Here is a 21,087-nt window from a genome sequence, read left to right as displayed (position 1 = left end):
TGGGCCCTTCAGGTGTGCGCATTTGCGCAGGACATCATCGCCGGCAAGCCGGGCTCCTATAGGGGGAGGTCGCTGGGAAATGGTGATCGGGTGCTGCTGGAGCAGCACCCATTCAGCAGTCTTCTCAGAAGTCGTAGCTCACACTGGTGTAGTAGAACGCACCCTGCGCGCCTTCCGGGCTGGTGATCGAGTACTTGGGCACGCCATACAGCTGCGCGCCGTCAGCCTTGTCCGGGTGCGAGTCGAACAGGTTGATCGCGCCCACCGAGACCTTCACGCCCTTGTGGAAGGTGTAGGACAGGTCCAGGTCAGTCACCCATTGCGGGCTGTAGGTCTGGTCGAGGTTGGGGTTGGTGGCGTTGAGGCTTTTCCACTCGCCGTAGCGGCGCTGGGCAATGGTCAGTCCCCAGTTTTCATACAGCCAGTTGGCGCTCAGGGTCAGCTTGTTTTGCGGGGTGCCGTCTTCGATCAGGCCCTGGGTATTGCGCCCGATGATCTGCGAGCCCTTGATATTGCCGACGTCGCGCAAGCCGGTGATGGTGGTGTTGTTCTGCGCAAAACCACTGCTCAGGTTCAGGCGGCCCCATTGCTGCAGGTCCCACTGGTAGTTGCCGGTCAACTCGACGCCGTCGGTGCGGGTGTCGGCCACGTTGGTGTAGAACGCCGCGCTCTGGATATTCGCGTAGGGCGTGCCGGCGAAGATCGGCGAGACCACGCTGGCGGGCAATTGGTCGGAGAGGGTGATGCGGTTATTGATGTTGATCCGGTAGGCGTCCACCGTCACCGAGGCATTTTCCAGTGGGCGCCACACCAGGCCCAGGGAGTAGTTGGTCGACTCCTCGGGCTTGAGCGCCTTGCCGCCGAGTGCCTGGGCTTCCGGGCTGTTGGCGCGCAGGGTGCGTTGCTGCACCTCGACGTAGTTGCCGCTGCCCGGCGGTTGCTCCACCACCTGCACGCTGAATGAGGACATGCCGCTCTGCACCAGCGACGGCGCGCGGTAGCCGGTACTGGCAGTGGCCCGGGCGGCGATCTGTGGGGTGAAGTCATAGCGCAGCGACAGCTTGCCGTTGGTGGTGTCGCCAAAGTCCGAATAGTGCTCGGTGCGCACCGCCACGCCGGCCTGGAATTTCTCGGTGATCTGGCCTTCGACGTCGATGTAGGCACCGAGCACCTTGCGGTCCAGCGAGGCCGCATCGACCTGGGTGATGCCCGAGTAATAGCCCGGAATGCGCCGCCCGGTGATCGGGTCGATGGTGTTGAACAGCGGCCCGTTCTGCCAGCCGGCGGCTTCGCCCGCGCTCAACTGGTAGTTTTCCTTGCGCCAGGCCAGGCCTGCCGACAGGGTCAGCGGCTTGAACAGCAGGTCGGTGGGGAAGTCGCGCACCCAGTCCAGGGTCAGGTTGGTCTGGTCGTTTTCGCGCTTGCCGGTGTAGATCGACGACGGACTGTTCACGCCATAGCTGGGGTTGATCGCATTGCGGTCAGCGGACTCCAGTGTGTTGTTGCCATGGTTCAGGGCCAGGTCGAACTTGCCCAATTGGTCGTTCTCGAAGCGCAGGCCGCCGGTGACGGCGTAGTCTTCCAGACTGTAGCGGGTGATCGGCAAGCGACCGTCCGGGTAACGCTGCAACGCGGTGCTGCCGTAGTTGTTGCGCAGGGTGGTCGGCGGGTCGAAGAAGCCTTCGGCGTCGGTGTTCTTGTGGGCATAGGTGGCAAAGCCATAGGCTGTCAGGCCCTCGCCGACGCCGATCTCGCTGTTGGCGACAACATTGTACTGGTCCGAGACATTGCCCGCGCCCCAGCGCCAGGTGCGGTAGCGGTTGTTCTGCTCGCGGGGCGTGTTGACGCTGGTGTCGCCGGGGTAAAAGATCCGGTTGTCGGGGTTGGTATCGCTGGCCGGGTCTTGGCTGCCGGCGTCGAAACTCAGGGTCAGGAAACCGTCGTTGGGCAACGCGAAACCCTTCCAGCCGCTGAGCTTGCGCTGGATACCGTCGCCCTTGTCGTAGCCGCCGAAGCGGTAGCCGAGGTTGCCGCCGTCATCGTTTTCCTTGAGCACAATATTGATCACCCCGGCGATTGCATCCGAGCCGTACTGAGCGGCGGCGCCGTCGCGCAGGATCTCGACGCGCTGGATCGCGCTGAGTGGGATCAGGCTCAAATCCACCGCCGCTGCGCCACGCCCGTTCACCAGGCTCTGGCGGGTGATGTTGGCGCTGCTGTGGCGGCGCTTGCCATTGACCAGCACCAGCACCTGGTCCGAGGCCAGGCCGCGCAACGAGGCGCCCTGGGCGATGGAACCGGCGAAGGCGCCCTGGGGCGACTGTGGGAAGTTGAACGATGGCGACAGGGCGGTGAGGGCACCGGACAAATCGGTGGCGCCGGTCTGTTGCAATTGCTCGCCGGAGAGCACGTCCACCGGTGCTGCGCTTTGCAGGGCGGTCAGGTCGCTGCGCCGGGTGCCGAGGACCACCACGGTGTCGAGGTGATCGTTTTTGACGGTCGGTTGGGTGTCGTCTGCCGCGACGACGGGCAGGGCAAGGCTGCCCATGACCAGCGCGATGGCGCCGGCCAACGGAGTACGTTGGAACATGGAAGTGGTCCTTTCAACAATAGAATGACTGGATAGTGGCGATGGCGGGCCGGGTGTCGTGGCTCAAGCAATGGGGGCCAGTTGTGGGCGCTGGCAAGCCAGTTCCCACATTGATCCTGCTAGGCGGATAAATACCCTCCAGCGTCTGGCTTAGAAGCGGCTGGTCACGCTCAGGCCCACGGTGCGCGGGTCGCCATAGGTGATCACGTATTGGCCGAGGCCACCGTTGGGCCGGCCATGCACTTGGTAGCGGCGATCGGTGAGGTTGTTCACGAACCCGGTGACGCTGAGTTTTTCATCCGCGCTGTACCAGGTCAGGCGGCTGTTGGCCAAGGTGTAGTGCGCTTGGCTCAAGTCCTTGTCGGCGCTGCTCTGGCGGTCGGCGAGAAAGTATTCCTTGTCACGAAAGCTCACGTCGGCACCGGCCACCAGCTTGCCGCCGATTTCCAGCGGGAAGGTGTAGTCGCCGCCCAGCGACACCACATTGCGCGGTGAACGCACGAAGCTGTTGCCGCTGTAGTCGCCGGTGACCGCGCCCGTGGTCGGGTTGGTGTTCTTGAAGTCGGTGTACTCGGTATCGAGGAACGACACCGCCGCGCGCAGGTGCAGGTAGTCGGTCGGCTGGCCTTCGAGTTCCAGCTCGGCGCCCTTGACCTTGCCCTTGGCGCCGTTGGTCAGCGCCGTGGTCAGCACGCCGTTGTTGACCGTCAGCAGGTTGACCTGAATGTCCGAGTAGTCGTAGTAGAAGATGTTCGCGTTGGCCGTGAGGCGGTGGTTGAACCACTCGGACTTGACGCCGAATTCGTACGCGTCGAGTTGTTCCGGGTCCACCGTGGTCAGCTGCGACAGGCTGGTGGACAGCCCGGTGTTGAAGCCGCCGGACCGGAAGCCGTGGGCATAGCGCAAGAACACGCGCACGTTGTCGTTGATGCGGTATTCCGGGGTCAGGTCGTAGGTCCAGGCCTCCCAGGTCTTGTTTTCCTGGCGATTGCCGTTGCTGCCGGCAGCGGCCAGCGGGATCAGCGGGCCGTTGGCGGTGGCGCGGGTCAGCTGCGCGAGGTTGAGGTCGATGTCTTTCTTTTCCTGGGTCCAGCGCAGGCCACCGGTCACGCTGAAGTTGTCGGTGAAGTCGTAGGTCAGGTTGCCGAACAGCGCGTAGCTGTCGGTCTTGTGGTCGTAGCTAAGGTCACGAAAGTCCGTGGCGCCGTTGATCTGGTTGGAGCCGGTGCCGTTCGGTGTCGGGCCAGGCTGGATAAACCGCCCGGCGCTGCTGTCGAGGTCTTCGTGGAAGTAATGGGCGCCGGCCAGCCAGCGCAGGGTTTCCTGCTGGGGCGAGGCCAGGCGGATTTCCTGTGAATACTGGGTGTATTTGTTGTCGGCGGTGGACGTGCCGTTGACCTCGTACGGGGTGTAGTCGGCGTCGCCGCTGGACTGGCCGCGAATGTAGTCGTAGGCCGTGATTGACGTCAGCGTGTAGTCGCCCAGGTGCCAGTTGAGCGTCAGCGAGGTGCCGTCGTGGTCGAGCTTGGAATCGTCCTTCACGTTCAGCGCGATATTGCGCCCCAGCGGGCGCTGGTAGCCGACGTTGTAGTAACGGCCCAGGGTCAGCGCACCGTTGGCACCATCGCCCTTGAACTCGCGGGCGTGGATCTTCCACAGCGCGTCGAGGTCGTCATTGAGCTGGGCGAAGAATTGCAGGCGCACGGCCTTTTTATTCACGTCGCCGTAGGTGTGATCGTCCACCAGGTTCTTCTGGAAGCCGTCGCGCTCCTCGGAGTACAGCGAGATCCGCGCGGCGAGTTTTTCATCCACCAGGGCGCCGCCCAGGGCGCCGCTGAGGATGCGTTCGTTCTTGCTGCCAAAGCCGATAGTGCCGAACCCGTCGGTGTCGAAGGTCGGCTTCTTGGAGATGATGTTCACCGCACCCGCGGTGGTGTTCTTGCCGTACAGCGTGCCCTGTGGTCCGCGCAGAATCTCGATGCGCTCCAGGTCCCAGAGCGGCCCGCCGCCGGCAATCGGCGCGTTCAGGTAGACGTCATCGGCATAGATGCCCACCGGGTAGACGGTCGCCGCGCCGGTATCGCCGGTGCCCAGCCCACGGATGTACCAGCGCGGCCGCCCGTCACCGTCCGGGTTCTTCGCCGAGGCGTTGGGAATGAAGGTGGTGATGTCGCCCATATTGCGTACGCCGTCGGCGACCAGGGTGGTGCCCTGGACCGCCGACACGGCCACCGGAACCTCTTGCAGGGTTTCCTCGCGGTGCTGTGCGGTGACGGTAACGGTCTTGAGTGACGGCTCGGTTTTAGTGGTGTCTTCTTCAGCGGCGTGCGCGCCACCGGCGACCAGTAAAGCCAGCCATAAGCCCTTGGTGATTGGATTGATTTTATGCATTGCAGTCTCCCCCGGAAAAGTGTCCTTGAAGGGGCTAGAGCAGAGATCGTGCCAAGAGGATTTCAGTGTTGATACAAGCGCATAAGCTGTTGAATCTAAACACTAAAAAAACATGTTTGGGTGGAAAAAAGCAGGCGAAAAAAGTCCTCGGGACAGGCCTGTGGAACAATCAGCAGAAAGTGCTTGGCGGGTGCTGCTGGAGCAGCAGGAGAGGTGTTGCCAGGCCAACACAATTGGCCCTGGTTTCAGCGGATTTGTAGAAGCCCGGCTTGTCGAATCGTCGCAGCGCGGCGATGGCGTCATCGAGATCGCCATCGCCGGTGCGAGGGTTACACGGCGACGCGAGAGGTGGAGCCGATGACTTTTTCCAGCACGCTGAAATCGATCCAGTCGCGCACATCAAAACGGCGCGGGATGAAGTTCCAGCGGAACAGGAAATCGGTGAAATCCTGCAGTGCTTCAATCGAGCGGGAGTCGAGGGTCGTGCGCAGACGCCGATGCGCGTCCTCGCCATACGCCGCCGTGACCCAGTACTCGCTGGTATTGAGTTCCTTGGCGAGAAAACGCCGGGTTTCGTCCGGGTTGGCCCAGGCCCACTGCTCGGTGCGCAACACCGTGTCGACGATCTTCACGCTGGCATCGAAGTGCTCCTGCAGCAGGTGGATATCCACCGTGAGCGTGCGGGGCGTGCCGTTGTTTGAGCGGATCAGCGGGTCCGGGTGCGAACCGGTGTCGACCACCACATGCAGGCCGAACTCGTTGGCCAGGTGCACGGCATGCGCGCCCTTGAGGAAGATCGCGTCGATGTCGCCGCGCAGCAGGCCGATCAGCTCGTTATTGCGCCGGCTGAAACGGCTGACGCCCAGGCTGACTTCCGGTCCGTAGACGTAGGAGGTCTGGTTGTCGCTGTAGGTGCCGCCGTAGGGGTAGTCCACCAGCTCCACATCCGAGACCTCCAGGCCTTCGAGCTTGAGCGCATTTTCCAGCCCGCGCAGCGCCTGGGCACGGGTGAAGTCGATTTGCACGTTGGCCCATTTCGGCAGGCCGAAGCGCCGGTTCTTCAGGTCGCGCACGCTCTTCACGCCGCTTTCGGCGGTGGTCAGGATCAACTGCACTTCATCACTCCACGACAGCCCCAGCACGCGGGTTTCGACGCCGCTGGCATAGGCCCAGATCGCCGGGATATTGCCGCCGTGGCGCACCGAATTTTGCAGGTGATGGTCATAGTGCGCTTCACGCACTTCGCGCTCGGTGGACTCGCGCAGCGATTGGATATTGGTGCCAAAGGGCAGGAAGGCTTCAGCGAGTCGCCCGGACTGCACCGCAATGCCGAGCCCGGTGGGCACCGGGCTGTGGGTGTACCAGAGAGTATCGAGTGGTTTGCTCATAAAATTCTTCGTTCCAATCCATGAAGTCTTCTGTGGGCGCCTGGCTGGGTGGCGATGGCGTCCGCAAACACGCTATCGCCGGCAAGCCGGCTCCTACAGGGGTTAGCCGGCGAGTGCGGTGTTGCCTTCGAGCAGCGCCTGCAACGGCCGCGCGTCAATCCATTCGCGCACATCGAAGCTTTGCGGGATAAAGCGCCACCGGTGCAGGAAGTGAGTGAAGTCCTGCAAGGCCGCAATGGCTTGTTCATCCAGCCCGGTACGCAGGCGCAGGTGGGCATCGTCGCCATAGGCGGCGGTCACCCAGTATTCGCTGCTGTTGGTTTCCCGCGCGAGGTAGCGCCGGGTGTCTTCCGGGTGGGTGTGCGCCCACTGCTCGGCACGCAGCACGGAGTCGAGGATGCCGGTGGCCACGTCAAAATGCTGGTCCAGCAGGTTCAGGTCGACCGCCAGGGTGCGCGGGGTGCCATTGTTGCTGCGGATCAGCGGGTCGGGGTGGGCGCCGGTGTCGATCACCGTGTGCAGGCCGAAATCATGCGCGTGCTGCGCCGCGCTGGCGCCTTTGAGGAAGATCGCGTCGACTTCGCCGCGCAGCAGGCCGATCAGCTCCAGGTTGCGTCCAGTCGTCTGCGCAGTCACCGGTGTGCCGGCCACGTTGCGCACTGCGCTGTCGCTGAAGGTACCGCCGTATTGAAAGTTCTTCAGCTTGACGTCGCCGACCTTCAGGCCTTCCAGCGACAGGGCGTTTTCCAGGCCACGCAAAGCCTGGGCCCGGGTGAAGTCGATCTGCGCGCCGACCCAGTCCGGCAGGCCGAAGGTGCGACCCTTGAGGTCCTTGACGGTCTTGATGCCGCTGTCCTGGCGGGTCAGGATCAATTGCACTTCGTCCGCCCAGGATAGGCCGATCACACGGGTTTCACGGCCTTGGGCGCGGGCCCAGATCGCCGGGATATTGCCACCGTGGCGCACGGAATTCTGCAGGGTGTGGTCGAAGTGCGACTCGCGCACGGCCTTGTCATTCGACTCGCGCAGCGACTGCACCTCGGTGCCGAGGGCACCGACAGTGTCTTGCAGCCAGCCTTTTTGCACGGCAATGCCCAGGCCGGTCGGCACAGGACAACGGGTGTACCACAGGGTGTCGAGAGGTTGCGTCATCAAAGGGGCTCCCCCAGCGTTCAGGCGCTGGCTTTCAAAGGTTGGACGGCCGGGCGTTGGTGCACCAGCGGCAAGACTTCCTGGCCAATGCGCAGGGCCTCTTCCAGGTGCGGATTGCCGGCGAGGATAAAGGTCGAGAAACCGGCGTCGCGGTATTCCACCAGGCGCTCGGCAATGTTTTCGTGGCTGCCCACCAGGCCCACGGTCGGGCCCGGCTTGGCCTTGGCAAAACCGGCCCAAAGGTTGGGGCCGATGATCAGGTCATCAAAGCGGTCGACGTTCTGGTGGTAGGCGGTTTGCCGGGCGGCACCGACCGAATCCGAGCCGCTGGTAAAGCCCTTGGCCACGGCACTGGTCTTGCCATCGAGCTTGTCGAACTGGCGGCGCAGGTCCTTCCAGGCCAGCTCTTCGGTTTCGCGGGCGAACAGGTCGACGCGCAGTCCGAAACGCACGGTACGCCCCTGTTTATCCGCCAGTTCGCGCACCCGGTCGATGTGCGGCTTGAGCTTGTCGATCGGCTCGGCCCAGTTCAGGTAGACGTCGGCATGTCGGGCGGCCACACCCAGCGCGGCCTCGGAGAACCCCGAGAAATACACCCCCGGCTTGCGTTCGTTGTGCAGGCCGGCGGGCAGCGAGCCGTTTTCCAGTTGGTAGATATCGCCGTCATAGGAGAATTTCTGGTTTTCCCAGAGGCCCCGGATGATGTCGAGGAACTCGCCGGTGCGCTTGTAGCGCAGGTCATGTTCGAGAAAGTCGCCGTTGGCGCGTTGGCTGGCCGGGTTGCCGCCGGTGATGATGTTCCACTCCAGGCGACCACGGCTGAGATTCTGCAGGATCGCGGCTTGCTGCGCGGCATAGGCGGGCAGGGTCCAGGTGGCCTGGAAGGCGATCAGGAACTTGATGCGCCGGGTTTCCCGCGCGAGTGCTGCGGCGGCAATCCACGGCTCGGGGCCGGTGGGCAGCAGTGCGCCTTCGAAGCCTGCGAGTTCGGCGGCCTTGGCCACCTGGGCGATGTAGTCGATGTAGGTGAAGTCATCGGGCTCGCCATTCGGCAGGCGGCCGGGGGCGATATGGCCGGGGCGGTAGTCCGGGTTGCCCCGGTTGTGCTTGTCGGTGGTCAGCTGCGGGCCGTCGGTGCCCAATGGCAGGCGCCAGAAAAATTCAGTGCTCATGGGTGCTCCTGATTTCAGTCGTGCAAGGTGCGTGGACCTGATTGAGGGGATGTGTGCAACGGGCATGCCATTGGGGGTGGGGGTAATGGTTGCGGGGGGTTGGGGGGGATTATGGGGGAGGGGTGTTGCTGTGGCAGCAGTCTTGCAGCAGTGGGTGTTCAGGGGGCAGCAGGGGGTGGGGGCATATCCGTTGCTGCGGTTATGTCGGCCTATGGTTCCGCCCTTACGGCGGGTCACTTTTGGAAAGGAGCCCCAAAAGTAACCAAAAGGGCTCTTGCCCCAACACTCGGCACCTCGCCTAGGCTCGGTGTGCCCGTAATCCGACATTGATTTGGGGGGCCGCCGCCACGCGCCATCCATGGCGCGGGGCGGCTAAACCGGCATCCCTGCCGGTTTACCCCCCAAATCAATATCGAATTCCGGCCAGCGTGTTTGATGGGGCGCCTAGATCAAGATCAAGATCAAGATCAAAAGCAAAAGCACGGCGGCCTGGCAGCCGGCCTGAGTGGTTAGATCAAGAGCGGATATGTGTAGGAGCTGGCTTGCCTGCTCCCACAGGAATTGAGGTATGGCTCAGGCCCCCGGGTGTATAGAGATCAAATGTGGGAGCTGGCTTGCCTGCGATGGTCGTTAACGATGACGCGGAAGAATCAGAATGCACGCGGCGCACTCACATTTTTTCGCCGGCAAGCCGGCTCCTACAAAGAGCAAAAAGCGCATCCACGATGCGAAGCGAGCCGCTTTTGATCTTGATCCTAGGCGCCCCATTAAACACGCTGGCCGCACGCAGGCTTGAATCCGTGGGTAACCCGGCAGGACGCCGGGTTAGCCGCACTGGGCCAGGGATGGCCCATTGCGGCGGCCCACGGATTCAAGCCTGCGTGCGGGCACACCGAGCCTAGGCGAGGTGCCGAGTGTTGGGGCAAGAGCGTTTTGGTTACTTTTGCGCTGTTCAAAAGTGACCCGCCGTAAGGGCGGAACCCATTGCAGCCATTACCCCAACAACGGATCCCCACACAATCTAAGCCCCAACAACCCTCAAAACCTCATCCGTCACCCGCGCCGCCGTGTGGCGATTCACCGGCACCGGCAAGCCCAAGTGCCCACGCAAAGTGTCGTGGCTGTACTCATGGCGAAACAACCCACGCTCACGCAACAGCGGCAACACCTGATCGGTAAACCGCGCAAAGTCATCCGGCGCGCCCACGTGGATGTTGAAACCATCCACCGCGCCCTCGACAAACCAGCGCTCGATCTCGTCCGCCACGGTCTTCGGCGAGCCGACGAAACTCGAAAACGGCTTGGCAAAACGCAGCGCCGCCTGGCGCAGGGTCAGCTTCTGGTCGCGGGCTACCTGCTTGATATTCTCGGCATGCCCGCGATAGCCGTTGCTGCCCAGGTCGCCCAGTTCCGGAAAAGGTTCGTCGAGCGGGTACTGGCTGAAGTCGTGGTAGTTGAACGGCCGCCCCAGTTGTACCAGCGCCTTGTCCAGGTCCAGCTCGCCATTGCGCGCGCGGTCGATGGCCTGGGCCTCTTCGTCGGTGTCGGCAATGATCGGCGAAATGCCCGGCAGGATGGTCACGTGGTCAGGGTTGCGCCCCGCCGCTGCGGTGCGTCGCTTGATGTCGCTGTAGTAGGCCTGGGCGTCCTCGAAGTTACCCACGCCGGCAAAAATCCCCTCGGCATAATTGGCCGCCAGGCTGCGCCCGGACTCGGAGATGCCCGCCTGGAAAATCACCGGCTGACCCTGCGCCGAACGCTGGATATTCAACGGCCCGGTCACCGAGAAAAACTCGCCATGGTGGTCGAGACGATGCTGGCGCTGCGGATCGAGGAAGACCTTGCTGGCTTTGTCGCGCACGAAGGCATCGTCCTCGTAAGAGTCCCACAGGCCTTGCACCACCTCCAGGTGTTCGGCCGCGCGGCGGTAGCGCTCGGTATGGTCGATATGCTGTTCACGACCAAAGTTGCCAGCCGCGCCTTCAAGGCCCGTGGTGACCACGTTCCAGCCAGCACGCCCGCCGCTGATCAGGTCCAGCGAGGCGAACTGCCGCGCGACGTTGAAAGGTTCGGTATAGGAGGTGGTCAACGTCGCCACCAGGCCAATCTTCGAGGTCGCCCCGGCGATGGCCGAGAGCAAAGTCAATGGCTCCAGGCGGTTGAGAAAATGCGGCGCCGAATCCGCAGTGATGTAGGGGCTGTCGACGATGAAGACCAGGTCGAACTTGGCCGCTTCCGCCTGCCGCGCCTGGGCACGGTACCAGTCGATATCGACACTGGCATCGCCTGGGATCTGCGGGTGCAGCCATTCGTTTTGCGCGGTGCCGACGCCGGTGAGGATGGCGCCGAATTTGAGTTGCCGCGGTGCTGTGGACATGGGACGTCTCCTGGTTGGCATCAAGCGGTGCGGGCGGCGATGGCTTCGACTTCCACCAGTGCACCGGGCAGTGGCAACGCCACCACTTGCAACGCCGTGCGCGCGGGTTTGTGCGGCTGCTCGGGCGTGCCGAAGAACTGCGTATAGCCACGCTGCAAGCCGGCAAAATCGAGCTTGCCGGCCGTCTCTTCGGCGCCGACCAGGAACACGCGCAATTGCACGATATCGCCCAGGTCGAGGTCGTGTTGCTGAAGGATCCTGCGGATCTTGTTGAACACCGACACGGTCTGCACTTCGGTATCGCCATAGGCCGCCGGCGTGCCCGCCTGGGCATTGGCGTCGTGCAGGTCCGGCAAGGTGCCGCTGACGAAGATCAGGCTGGCGGAAGCCGGCACGGTGACGGTCTGCGAGATCGGGAAATCGCCGACGCTGGTACGTTGAATGCTGTCGCTCATGGTGTTGATCCTCAGGAGGCGGCCAGGGCCGCAAGGTGGGTTTGTTGGGTCACGCGCTCAGCCAATTGCGCGACCACATGCCGTGCCGAGTTGGCCGCCGATTCCTGCCAGATGCCCACGCCGCTTTGCACCAGGCCATCGCCGGCGAAGTACACGCGCCCATGCGCCTGTTCGAGCAAGGCACTGGCGTCGGCGGGGAAGTGTTCGCGTTGCAGCCACGGGCCTTCGCTGTAGGGAATCTGTTCCCAGGACACGGCCAGCGGGTTGCGCAGGTGTTTCGAGTAGCCCGGGTGCAACAGCTCCACGGCTTCCTTGGAGGTGGCGTACTGCTTGTCGAACGGCTGGGCGCCAAAGGCCGCGGCGCCCTCCCCGGTCACGTAGCCCGCCACCAGCAGGCCTTCGCGGGTGTTGAGGTCGTTGCTGGGGTACCACAGCAGGCGCGCCGGGTGCTCGATCCAGGACAGGCCGCCGTAGGTGCGATAGTCGGTCTCCCAGAAGCGCGGCGATTGCCAGGCGACTTTGGTGGCCTGGTCGCTGCGGGTGCTGAGCAAGGCGGCCTTGATCGGGTCGCTGAAGTCCGTATCGAGCCTGGCCAGCAGCGGCAGAGGCAGGGTCGAGACCAGGTAATCGGCGCGAACCACCTGTTCACGGCCACTCGGGGTGTCGTGATAAGTGACTGCCACGCCGTCTTCCAGCTGGCGGATCTGGCGCACCTGCGCGCCCAGTTGCACCTGTCCACGGACCCGCTCGTAGAACGCATCGGTGATGCGGTCCATGCCGCCGACCGGCTGGAACATGGTCGCCGAGAATTCCGGAAACTCGGTGTGCAACAAAGCGCCCCAGAGTTCCGGGTGCAGCAGTTGATCCAGCGCCAGCGGACCACGGCTGGCCGGCAAGGCACCAGGATGTGCGGGCGATTCCAGGTGCCCGGAACGAATCGTGCCCTCGAAAGCCAGCTCCTGGGACAGGTCGCCATACACCTGCAGGAACGCCAGCAACCGCGTGCGTTCTTCACTGCTCAACACATCATCGAGGGCATCGCGCTGCACCGCCTTGGCCAGCAACCCGGACAGGTGCCCGCGCGCATCGTTGATCGCCTGGCCGACGGTGAACGCCGGCTTGCTCACATCCGGCCGCACCTGGGCGCCATGGCTGCTGTTGACCAGCACTTCGAGGGGCACGCCCAGCTCGCTGCAGTAGTCGAGAATCGTGCGGTGCTGGCTGGGGATGCGCGCAGGGCCGGCGTTGAAATACAGGCCCTGATCGAATGCCACGGTCTGCGTGCGGCCGTCCTTGTAGTCGACGCGGTCGCCGTTGCGCAGGGTCCAGGTGCGTCCGCCGACCCGCTCACGCGCCTCCAGCACTTGCACACTGAAGCCGGCGCGGGTCAATTCCAGGGCGGTGACCAGCCCGGCAATCCCGGCACCGAGCACCAGCACGCGGGTGCCCTGCCCCAGGCCTTCCTTGAGTTTCAGCGGTTGCGGGCGGCGGTGGGATGAAGGCCCCAGGCCCAATACCGCGAGCGCATCCTTGACGGCTTTTTCGCCACCGACCGCAGCAATGCTGGACAGCGCTTCACGTCGTGTCAGTCCCATGTCAAATCCTCCTTAATCCGGCAGGCCCGGTGGGTTGATCAGCGACTTGTCGACCCGCTCCACGTCCAGGCCCCAGCGTTGCAGCACCTGCTCGTATTGGCCGCCGGCAATCGCGCCTTCCAGCGCGGTGTGGATCGGCTTGACCAGACCATTGTCCTTGCGCGTGGTCACGGCGATATCCGCCTGCAACGGCCAGCCACCGTTGACGGTGCCGACGCGCTTGATGCCGCCGGTGATCGCGGCGGAATAGGCGTACACCGAGTTCGGCCCGAACAGCGCATCACTGCGCCCGGACTGCACCGCCAGTTGCGCAGCGGCCTGGTCGTCGAAGTACTGCAACAGCGCAGGCTTGCGGCCGGCCTTTTCATTGGCGTCGTTCCAGGCGAGCAGGACTTTTTCCTGGTTGGTGCCGGAGCCGACGATGATCTTCAGCCCGGCAATGTCCTCGGCCTGTTTGATCTCGGTGATCTTGCTGGTGCTCTTCACGTAGAAGCCCAGCACGTCCTGGCGATAGGTGGCGAAGTCAAAGCGCTTCTTGCGCGCCTCGGTCACCGTGACGTTGCTGATCACCGCGTCGTATTTGCCCGAACTGACACCCAGGGGCCAGTCTTCCCAACTGGTCTGCACCACGTTGAGTTGCAGGCCGAGGCTGTCGGCCACCAGTTGCGCGGTATCGGCTTCGCTGCCGATGGTGGTCTTGTCGTCACTGGCGAGCAGGGCCAGGGGCGGCCCGGCGACACCGGACACGGCGACGGTGAACTTGCCCGGCTGGGCGAACTTGAAGCCTGGCGGGATCTGCGCGATCGCCGCTTCATTGCGCGGCACATGGATGCGCACGCGGTCAGGGCTGAGGTCAACCTGTTGCACGGCGAAGGCGCTTTGCGCGGTGCTGACGGCCAGCGCCAGCAGGGCCACGCGGGCTGTGGTGATAAACATGGGCAGTCACTCCTTGAACTAAAGCACCTTGCCGAGAAAGGCCACGGTGCGGGGATGTCGGGGTTGGCGGAAAATTTGTTCGGGCGGGCCCTCTTCAATCAGTTGCCCGTCACAGAGGAACACCACGTGGTCGGCCACTTCGCGGGCAAAGCCGATTTCGTGGGTGACGATCACCAGGGTCACGCCCAATTGGGTCAGGCCCTTGATCACGTCGAGCACCTCGCCCACCAGTTCCGGGTCGAGGGCCGAGGTCGGTTCATCGAACAGCAGCACCTTGGGGTCCAGCGCCAGGGCGCGGGCGATGGCGACGCGCTGTTGCTGGCCGCCGGAGAGCTGGCGCGGGTAGGCGTCGACCTTGTCGGCCAGGCCCACCTTGGCCAGCAGTTCACTGGCCTTGGCCTGCGCCTCGGCCTTGCTCCAGCGCTTGTGGGCCAGCGGCGCCTCGGCGATGTTTTCCCAGGCAGTGAGGTGCGGGAACAGGTTGAAGTTCTGGAACACGAAACCGACGTCGATACGCCGCTTGAGAATCTCGCGCTCCTTGAGTTCATAGAGCAGGTCGCCCTTGCGCCGGTAGCCGACGTATTCACCGTCGATGGTGATGTGCCCGCTGTCGATCTTCTCCAGGTGGTTGATGGTGCGCAGCAAGGTGGATTTGCCCGAGCCCGAAGGCCCGAGAATCACCGTGACCTTGCCTGGATCGATGGTCAGGTCGATGTCCTTGAGCACCTGCTGGTTGCCAAAGCGCTTGCCCACGCCCTGGATCTGGATACGCCCTGCGCGTGCTTCAGCCATGGGTTTTCTCCTTCAGCCAGCCGCGTATGCGTTGCAGCGGCGTGGGCGGCAACACGCGCGCGGTGCCCCGTGCAAAGTGGCGCTCGACGTAGTACTGCGCGCTGGTGAGCACGGTGGTGATGATCAGGTACCAGACGGTCGCGACGATCAGCAGCGGGATCACCGCCTGGGTGCGGTTGTAGATGACCTGCACGGTGTAGAACAGCTCCGGCAGGGCCAGCACGTAGACAATCGAGGTGCCCTTGACCAGGCCGATGATTTCGTTGAAACCCGACGGCAGGATCGAGCGCAGCGCCTGGGGCAGGATGATCCGGAAGATCCGCCGCGAAGCCGGCAGCCCCAGGGCCGCCGCGGCCTCATGCTGGCCGGCGTCGACGCCGATCAGGCCGCCGCGAATGATCTCGGCCGCATAGGCCGCCTGCATCAGGCTCAGCCCGAGCACCGCCACGGTGAATTGGCTGAGCACGTCCACCGTCGACCACTCGGCGAAGACCACGCTGGTGAATGGCACGCCGAGCACGATGTGGTCGTACAGGTAGGCGAAGTTGTAGAGGATGATCAGCACCAGCAATGCCGGCATCGAGCGGAAAAACCAGATATAGCCCCAGGCCAGGGCCGCCAGCAACGGCGACCCCGACAGCCGCGCCAGCGCCAGCGCGGTGCCGAGGATGATGCTGAACACGGTGCTCAGCAGGGTCAGCAACAGCGTCTGGCCGAGGCCGCGCAGCACCGACGGCGAGAAGAACCACTGCCCGAACACGCCCCACTCCCAGCGTGGGTTGGTGGCCAGGGAGTGCACGATGGCGAGCAGCACCAGCGCGGCAAAGATCGACCCTGCCCAACGCCAGGGGTGCCGGGCCGGCACCACCTGCAGGGCCTTGATCGGCGTGGAGACACGGCTCTGGCGAACCGGCTGGTCGGTGACCTCATCAATCAGGTCATAGGATTTGGCGACGATGGGCATGGTTTATTCCTCGGCCTTAGAAGGCATAGGTCAAGCGGGTGTAGTAGTAGCCACCGGTAAAACCGAAGGGCGAATAGGTGCCGTAGCTGCTGACCATGGTGCTGCTGGGTACGCCTTGTTTCTTGGGGTAGACGTCGAACAGGTTCTTGGCCCCGATGGCCACGTTGAGGTCTTTGGTGAGGTTGTAGCCAAGGTCGAGGTCGGTGATCCATTTGGCGCTGTAGACCCGGTCGAGGCTGCGGTCATCGGAGACGTTGACCTCCTTGTAGGAGCCGTAGCGGGTCAGGGCCAGGTTGAGGTTGAAGCGGTCGATGCTCCAGTCGCCGCCCAGGATCAGCTTGGTACTGGGCTGCACACCGGTGATCAGGTTGCGCGCCTGGCGGTCCATCAGGTCATAGGCGGTGCCCAGGATCGTGGTCGACTCCTTGTAGTTGAGGATCTTGGTCTGGTTCCAGTTGAACGCCGCCGTCCACTTCAGCGCGCCGTATTGGCCCAGGTCCTGGCTGTAGTTGCCGACCAGGTCCAGGCCTTTGGTGCGGGTGTCGGCACCGTTGATGAAGTACTGCCCGCCGGAGGTGGAGGTGATGCCGTTGCCTTGCAGTACCTGGGTGATTTCGGGGCCGAGCAAGGTGCCGGTGAGGGTGATGCGGTCACGCAGGTTGATCACGTAGGCGTCGGCGGTGAAGTTCAGGCGATCGGTGGGCGTCAGGGTGAAACCGAGGCTGAAGTTGGTCGAGCGCTCGGGCTTGAGTTCCTCGGCACCGAGGGCCTTGGCCGCCGCCGAACCGACCGGCAGCACGCCGTAGTTGATCGACTGGTACACCCCGTTCACCACGCCATACGTGGTCGAGCGCGCACTGAACAGGCTGTTGGCCAGGGACGGTGCACGGAAGCCATTGCTCACGGTGGCGCGCACGGCGAACTGCGGGGTGAAGTCATAGCGGGTGGTCAGCTTGCCGCTGCGGGTCGCGCCCACGCCCTGGTTGTAGTGTTCGTAGCGAAAGGCGGTGCCCACGTACCAGTCCGGCACGGGATTGAAGCCGACGTCGACATAGCTGGCCAGGCTGTTGCGCGAGGCGCTGCTTTCTTCATCCGGCGAAATGCCGTTGGTGACCTGCGCCCCGGACGATGCACAGTTGCCCGGCGCCACGCAGTAGCCGCCGTTGGCATAGGACGCATAATCACCGGCCTGGACCTCATAGGTGTCACGTCGATGCTCGAAGCCGTAACTCAGGTCCAGGGGCTTCTGCAGGCCGATGTCGAAGCCGCGCTTGAAGTCGAGGTTGGTGGTGAGTTCGGTGGAAATCCAGGTGCCGGAGGTGAAGTGGTTCGGCGTGGCCTCGCCCAGCGACGGGTTCTGGTTATGCGTGGTGCCCTGCTCTGCGTCGTTGCGCCCGTAAGTGGTGGATAAGTCCCAGTCCCACTCGCCGACCGTGCCTTTGCCACCCAACGCGGCCTGGAAATCGTCCTCGTCGATAAACCAGGTCGGCGTGTAGCCGCCAGGGTAACCGTTGGGTCCGGTGGTGATGGTGTTGGTGATGGTCGGCAGGCGGAAGTTCTGGCCCTGCTCGGCCTTGCGTCGCGAATAGGTGGTGAAGGAGTAGAGGCTGAAGCTGTCGTCGATCGGCAACTCGGCGTTGTAGCCCAGGGTCAGCAGGTTGGTCTTGGGGGTGCCGTAGCCGCCGTAGGTGGAGCGCCCGGCCTGCTCATAGGCCTGGGCGTAGGTGTAGCCGTTGGCGCTGGCCTTGTTGTCATCGTTCTGGCTGCGTGCATCCAGCGCCAGCTGCACGATGCCGCCGTTGCCGATTTCAAAGCCCTTGTTGAGGCTTTGCTGCACGGTCTGCTTCTTGCCGTCATAACCCTGGCCGACATTGGTCACCGAGGTGCCGCTGGTGTCGGCCTTGAGGATCACGTTGATCACCCCGGCGATGGCATCCGAGCCGTACTGGGCAGCGGCGCCGTCGCGCAGCACTTCCACATGGTCGATGGCGCTGATGGGGATCAGGTCGAGGTCGGCCGGCGCCGCGCCGGTGTTGATGCCGTTGATATTCAAGGTCGCGGCCGTGTGGCGGCGCTTGCCATTGACCAGCACCAGCACTTCGGCGGCGCTCATGCCACGCAGGTTGGGTGCGCGGGCAATGCCGCTGGCGTCCCAGCCGGTCTTTTCCGGCAGGGTCAGCGACGGGATCACCGCGCTCAGGGCTTCCATCAGACCGGGCTTGCCGGTGCTCTGCAATTGCTTGGCGCTGACCACATCGATCGGCACCGGGCTGCTGGTGACCGTGCGCTGTTCGGCGCCACGATTACCGGTGACCACCACGGTAGACAGGGTGCTGTCGTCCTGGGCCTGGGCCGCAGCGGCCAGGATTGCCAGGGCCACTACGGCGGTCGGTTGTAAAACGTGCTTCATAGCCACTCCAGACTTTCCAAATCGCGAGGTCGGGCAATCACGCGGTCGTGCGCGGTGCTCGATGTTTTTCAAGGGGTGTCGCGGCGATTGGAACTAGGTGTGGGGCAGGTGCGGGGATTGAATTGGCAACATACGTCGAACTCCCTTCCAACGATTCTGCCGCGGGGCGCGTGACCCGGTTGTGGCGGGCAGAATCTGAATTACGCTGGGTACCATCCGAGGTCAGGGGTAGGCTGTTGGATTCAACATAAAGGAATGGATATCAAAAATATAATGCTATTTGGGTATAAGCTAATATTCTCTGAATTCATTATTTGTTATTTGTTTTATTCTTTTTGGTAATGTCTTTTTGAGATTATGTTTGGTGGGGGTGAGGGTACATATCCGTTATCTGGGTAACGGCGGCTATGGGTTCCGCCCTTACGGCGGCTCACTTTTGAAAAGCGCAAAAGTAAGCAAAACGCTCTTGCCCCACCACTCGGCACCTCGCCTAGGCTCGGTGTGCCCGAAAACAGGCAGCCCGAAGCGGGCCGCCGCGACGGGGCGTCCCTGCCCCGTCGCGGCTAAACCGGCGTCCTGCCGGTTTACCCGCTCCGTACTACCTGTTTTCGGCCAGCGTGGTTAATGGGGCGCCTGAGGATCAAGATCAAAAGCCGGATCAAAAGCCGGATCAAAAGCTGATTGGCTTTTGTGTGGGAGCTGGCTTGCCAGCCCCTACATGTTGACCACACCGGTCGGTTCAAGGCCGCAGCAGCTGCATCTGCTGCCGATAATCATCTGTCACCTGCCGCGCCTGGCCATTGCTGGTGATCACCTTGGGCGTGATCAACACTATCAACTCGGTGCGATCCTTGGACTTGCTGGTATTGCCGAACAACCACCGCAACCCGGGGATTTTCCCCAGGTACGGCACCGCGCTGACGCTCTCGGCGTTGTCCTGCTTGATCAACCCACCGAGCAATACCGTCTGCCCGCTCTGCACCGCGACCTGGGTCGACACCGAGCGCGTGGAGATGCGCGGGTTCACCGGCGTGTCGCTGTTGGAACCCGGGTTCTCGGCGTCGCTGACCTGCTGTTGAATATCCATATACACCAGGCCACCCGGATTGATGCGCGGCACCACATCCAGGATCACCCCGGTCTGTACATATTCGACGCTGCTCAAGGTGGTGTCCGCATCGCCGGTGTTCACCGTGGTCTGGCTGATGGGAATGTTGTCGCCGACCTGGATCTGCGCCGGCTGGTTGTTCATCACCACCAGCGACGGCGCCGACAGCACCTGGGTACGGCCGTTGGTTTCCAGGGCGTGCAGGGCCACTTGCAGGTTGGAACTGACGAAGGAGTAGAACAGCGAATCCGTCGCGCCCAGCCCTGCCCCGCCGCCGCCCAGGGCGCCTTGGCTGCCCGACGCATTCGCCACCGTGGTGCTGGCGGAATTGCCCGCCAGGCGCCCCAGGTACCACTGCACGCCGAGGTCCAGCTCGCCGGTGAGCTTGACCTCGAGGATGCGGGTCTCGATCTGCACTTGCAGCGGTGGGTTGTCGAGGCGCTTGATCGCGGCTTCGATCTCTTTCCACTGTGCCGGGCGGGTGCGCACCAGCAGTTGGTTACTGCTTTGTTGTGCAGTGATGCGGGTGCCGGCCTCGAGGCTTTTATCCGGCGCGGCGGATGGCGTTTCCCCGGTGGCTTCGGGCTCATCGGCAGGCGGTGGCGGAGTGTTCTGCAAGCCGCCGCCGCTGCTGTTGAGCGACGACAAGGTGGTGGTGCGCAGGCCCGGTGCGACTCTGGCCGGGGTGTCGTCCTGGATCGCGCCATTGCCGTAGATCTGCCGCAGGTATTTGGCCAGGTCGGAGGCTTTCATGTTGCGCACATCGTAGACGTACATCTGCGGCTCGTTGCCGCCGCCCTCATCGATGGTGCGGATCCAGTCGCCCACTTCGCTGAGGTACTGCGGCTGTGAAGAGATCGCCACCACCGAGTTGGTGCGCTCGATCGGCAAAAACCGCAGCATGCCGGCCAGGGGCATGCCGCTGTCCGGGCCGAACAGGCTCTGCAGCTCGGGCATCAGCTCGGCCACCGAGGCGCGTTGCAGGCCGAATACGCCTACCGACATGCCCTTGAGCCAGTCCACGTCGAAGGTGTCGATGGTGTCCTGGTAATTGGCCAGTTCATCCGGGGTGCCCGCCAGGCTGAGCACGTTGCGCGCCGGGTCCACCAGCAAGAATGCGTTCTCCCGGGCGAACGGCTTGAGCAGTTTCTGCATCTCGGTCGCCGAGATATACCGCAACGCAAACAGCCGCGCCGACAAGCCGCTGGACGGCTTGGCCACCGGCATTTGCGGCACCAGCTTGCCCGCCACGGCCTGGCTGGCCGGCAGGATCACGTAGCGCTGGCCCTGGCGGATCATGGCGTTGTCGGTCCACGACAGCAGGGTTTCGAGGATCGACAGCGCCTGCTGTTTGTCCACCGGCTTGGAGGTGGAAAAGCTGACATTGCCCTTCACGCCCTGGGCAATGGTGTAATTCTCATGCAGCAGGTCGCCCATCACGCTGTTGATCACCGCTTCAATGGGCTGGTCCTGGAAGTTGAACACGATATCGCCGCTGCCCTCCTCCTTCCCCTGCGCCGTGGCGGCGGGCTGGCGCACGAACTGCTGGTTGCCGCGAATCAGCTGGCGCTGCGGCGGCGCAGGGATGGCCGCCTGCGGGTTTTCGGCCACGGGCGGTGCGCTGGGCGGACGTTGCGAACCGGTGCCTTGCATGGCTTCGTGGAGCAGATCGTCGTCCGGCTCGAGACGCTCGGGAAAGGCGCCACAGCCACCCAGGGCAATGGCGGTGGCCAGGCAAAACGTTGAGGTGCGCATAT

General features: G+C 63.5%; 13 protein-coding genes. All 13 read right to left on the bottom strand.

Annotated features, from left to right (window positions below):
- Positions 1 to 124: 124 nt before the first annotated feature.
- Positions 125 to 2,590, bottom strand: coding sequence for a TonB-dependent receptor (locus tag AC07OJ_RS21325; RefSeq protein ID WP_213554556.1), 2,466 nt, complete (start codon positions 2,588 to 2,590; stop codon positions 125 to 127).
- A 150-nt stretch (positions 2,591 to 2,740) separates the two neighbouring features.
- The gene (locus tag AC07OJ_RS21320) at positions 2,741 to 4,981 is read right to left on the bottom strand and encodes a TonB-dependent receptor (RefSeq protein ID WP_106804073.1); all 2,241 of its coding nucleotides are present in this window, start codon (positions 4,979 to 4,981) and stop codon (positions 2,741 to 2,743) included.
- A gap of 329 nt (positions 4,982 to 5,310) precedes the next feature.
- The gene (locus tag AC07OJ_RS21315; protein ID WP_495006187.1) at positions 5,311 to 6,369 is read right to left on the bottom strand and encodes an ABC transporter substrate-binding protein; all 1,059 of its coding nucleotides are present in this window, start codon (positions 6,367 to 6,369) and stop codon (positions 5,311 to 5,313) included.
- Positions 6,370 to 6,471: 102 nt separating this feature from the next.
- Positions 6,472 to 7,521, bottom strand: a complete 1,050-nt coding sequence (locus tag AC07OJ_RS21310) for an ABC transporter substrate-binding protein (protein ID WP_106804071.1) — start codon at positions 7,519 to 7,521, stop codon at positions 6,472 to 6,474.
- A 20-nt stretch (positions 7,522 to 7,541) separates the two neighbouring features.
- Positions 7,542 to 8,693 (bottom strand): LLM class flavin-dependent oxidoreductase, encoded by a 1,152-nt coding sequence (locus AC07OJ_RS21305; protein ID WP_495095126.1) that lies wholly within the window; start codon positions 8,691 to 8,693, stop codon positions 7,542 to 7,544.
- A gap of 1,021 nt (positions 8,694 to 9,714) precedes the next feature.
- The gene (locus AC07OJ_RS21300; protein ID WP_120449153.1) at positions 9,715 to 11,070 is read right to left on the bottom strand and encodes an LLM class flavin-dependent oxidoreductase; all 1,356 of its coding nucleotides are present in this window, start codon (positions 11,068 to 11,070) and stop codon (positions 9,715 to 9,717) included.
- A gap of 20 nt (positions 11,071 to 11,090) precedes the next feature.
- Complete coding sequence (locus AC07OJ_RS21295) at positions 11,091 to 11,525, bottom strand: RidA family protein (RefSeq protein ID WP_106803223.1); 435 nt, start codon at positions 11,523 to 11,525, stop codon at positions 11,091 to 11,093.
- Positions 11,526 to 11,536: 11 nt separating this feature from the next.
- Complete coding sequence (locus AC07OJ_RS21290) at positions 11,537 to 13,120, bottom strand: flavin monoamine oxidase family protein (RefSeq protein WP_065903546.1); 1,584 nt, start codon at positions 13,118 to 13,120, stop codon at positions 11,537 to 11,539.
- A gap of 12 nt (positions 13,121 to 13,132) precedes the next feature.
- Entirely contained in the window at positions 13,133 to 14,056 is a 924-nt protein-coding gene (locus AC07OJ_RS21285) for an ABC transporter substrate-binding protein (RefSeq protein ID WP_065903548.1), read from the bottom strand.
- An 18-nt stretch (positions 14,057 to 14,074) separates the two neighbouring features.
- Entirely contained in the window at positions 14,075 to 14,848 is a 774-nt protein-coding gene (locus AC07OJ_RS21280) for an amino acid ABC transporter ATP-binding protein (RefSeq protein WP_065903551.1), read from the bottom strand.
- Positions 14,841 to 15,812, bottom strand: a complete 972-nt coding sequence (locus AC07OJ_RS21275) for an amino acid ABC transporter permease (RefSeq protein ID WP_065903553.1) — start codon at positions 15,810 to 15,812, stop codon at positions 14,841 to 14,843. The genes AC07OJ_RS21280 and AC07OJ_RS21275 overlap by 8 nt, the downstream gene beginning before the upstream one ends.
- A gap of 16 nt (positions 15,813 to 15,828) precedes the next feature.
- Entirely contained in the window at positions 15,829 to 18,222 is a 2,394-nt protein-coding gene (locus AC07OJ_RS21270; RefSeq protein WP_065903555.1) for a TonB-dependent receptor plug domain-containing protein, read from the bottom strand.
- A gap of 739 nt (positions 18,223 to 18,961) precedes the next feature.
- Complete coding sequence (gene gspD / locus AC07OJ_RS21265) at positions 18,962 to 21,085, bottom strand: type II secretion system secretin GspD (RefSeq protein ID WP_495095125.1); 2,124 nt, start codon at positions 21,083 to 21,085, stop codon at positions 18,962 to 18,964.
- Positions 21,086 to 21,087 lie beyond the last annotated feature (2 nt).

It is taken from the genome of Pseudomonas sp. GW821-FHT09C08, from assembly GCF_059418125.1.
This window is presented reverse-complemented; position numbering and strand designations above follow the sequence as displayed.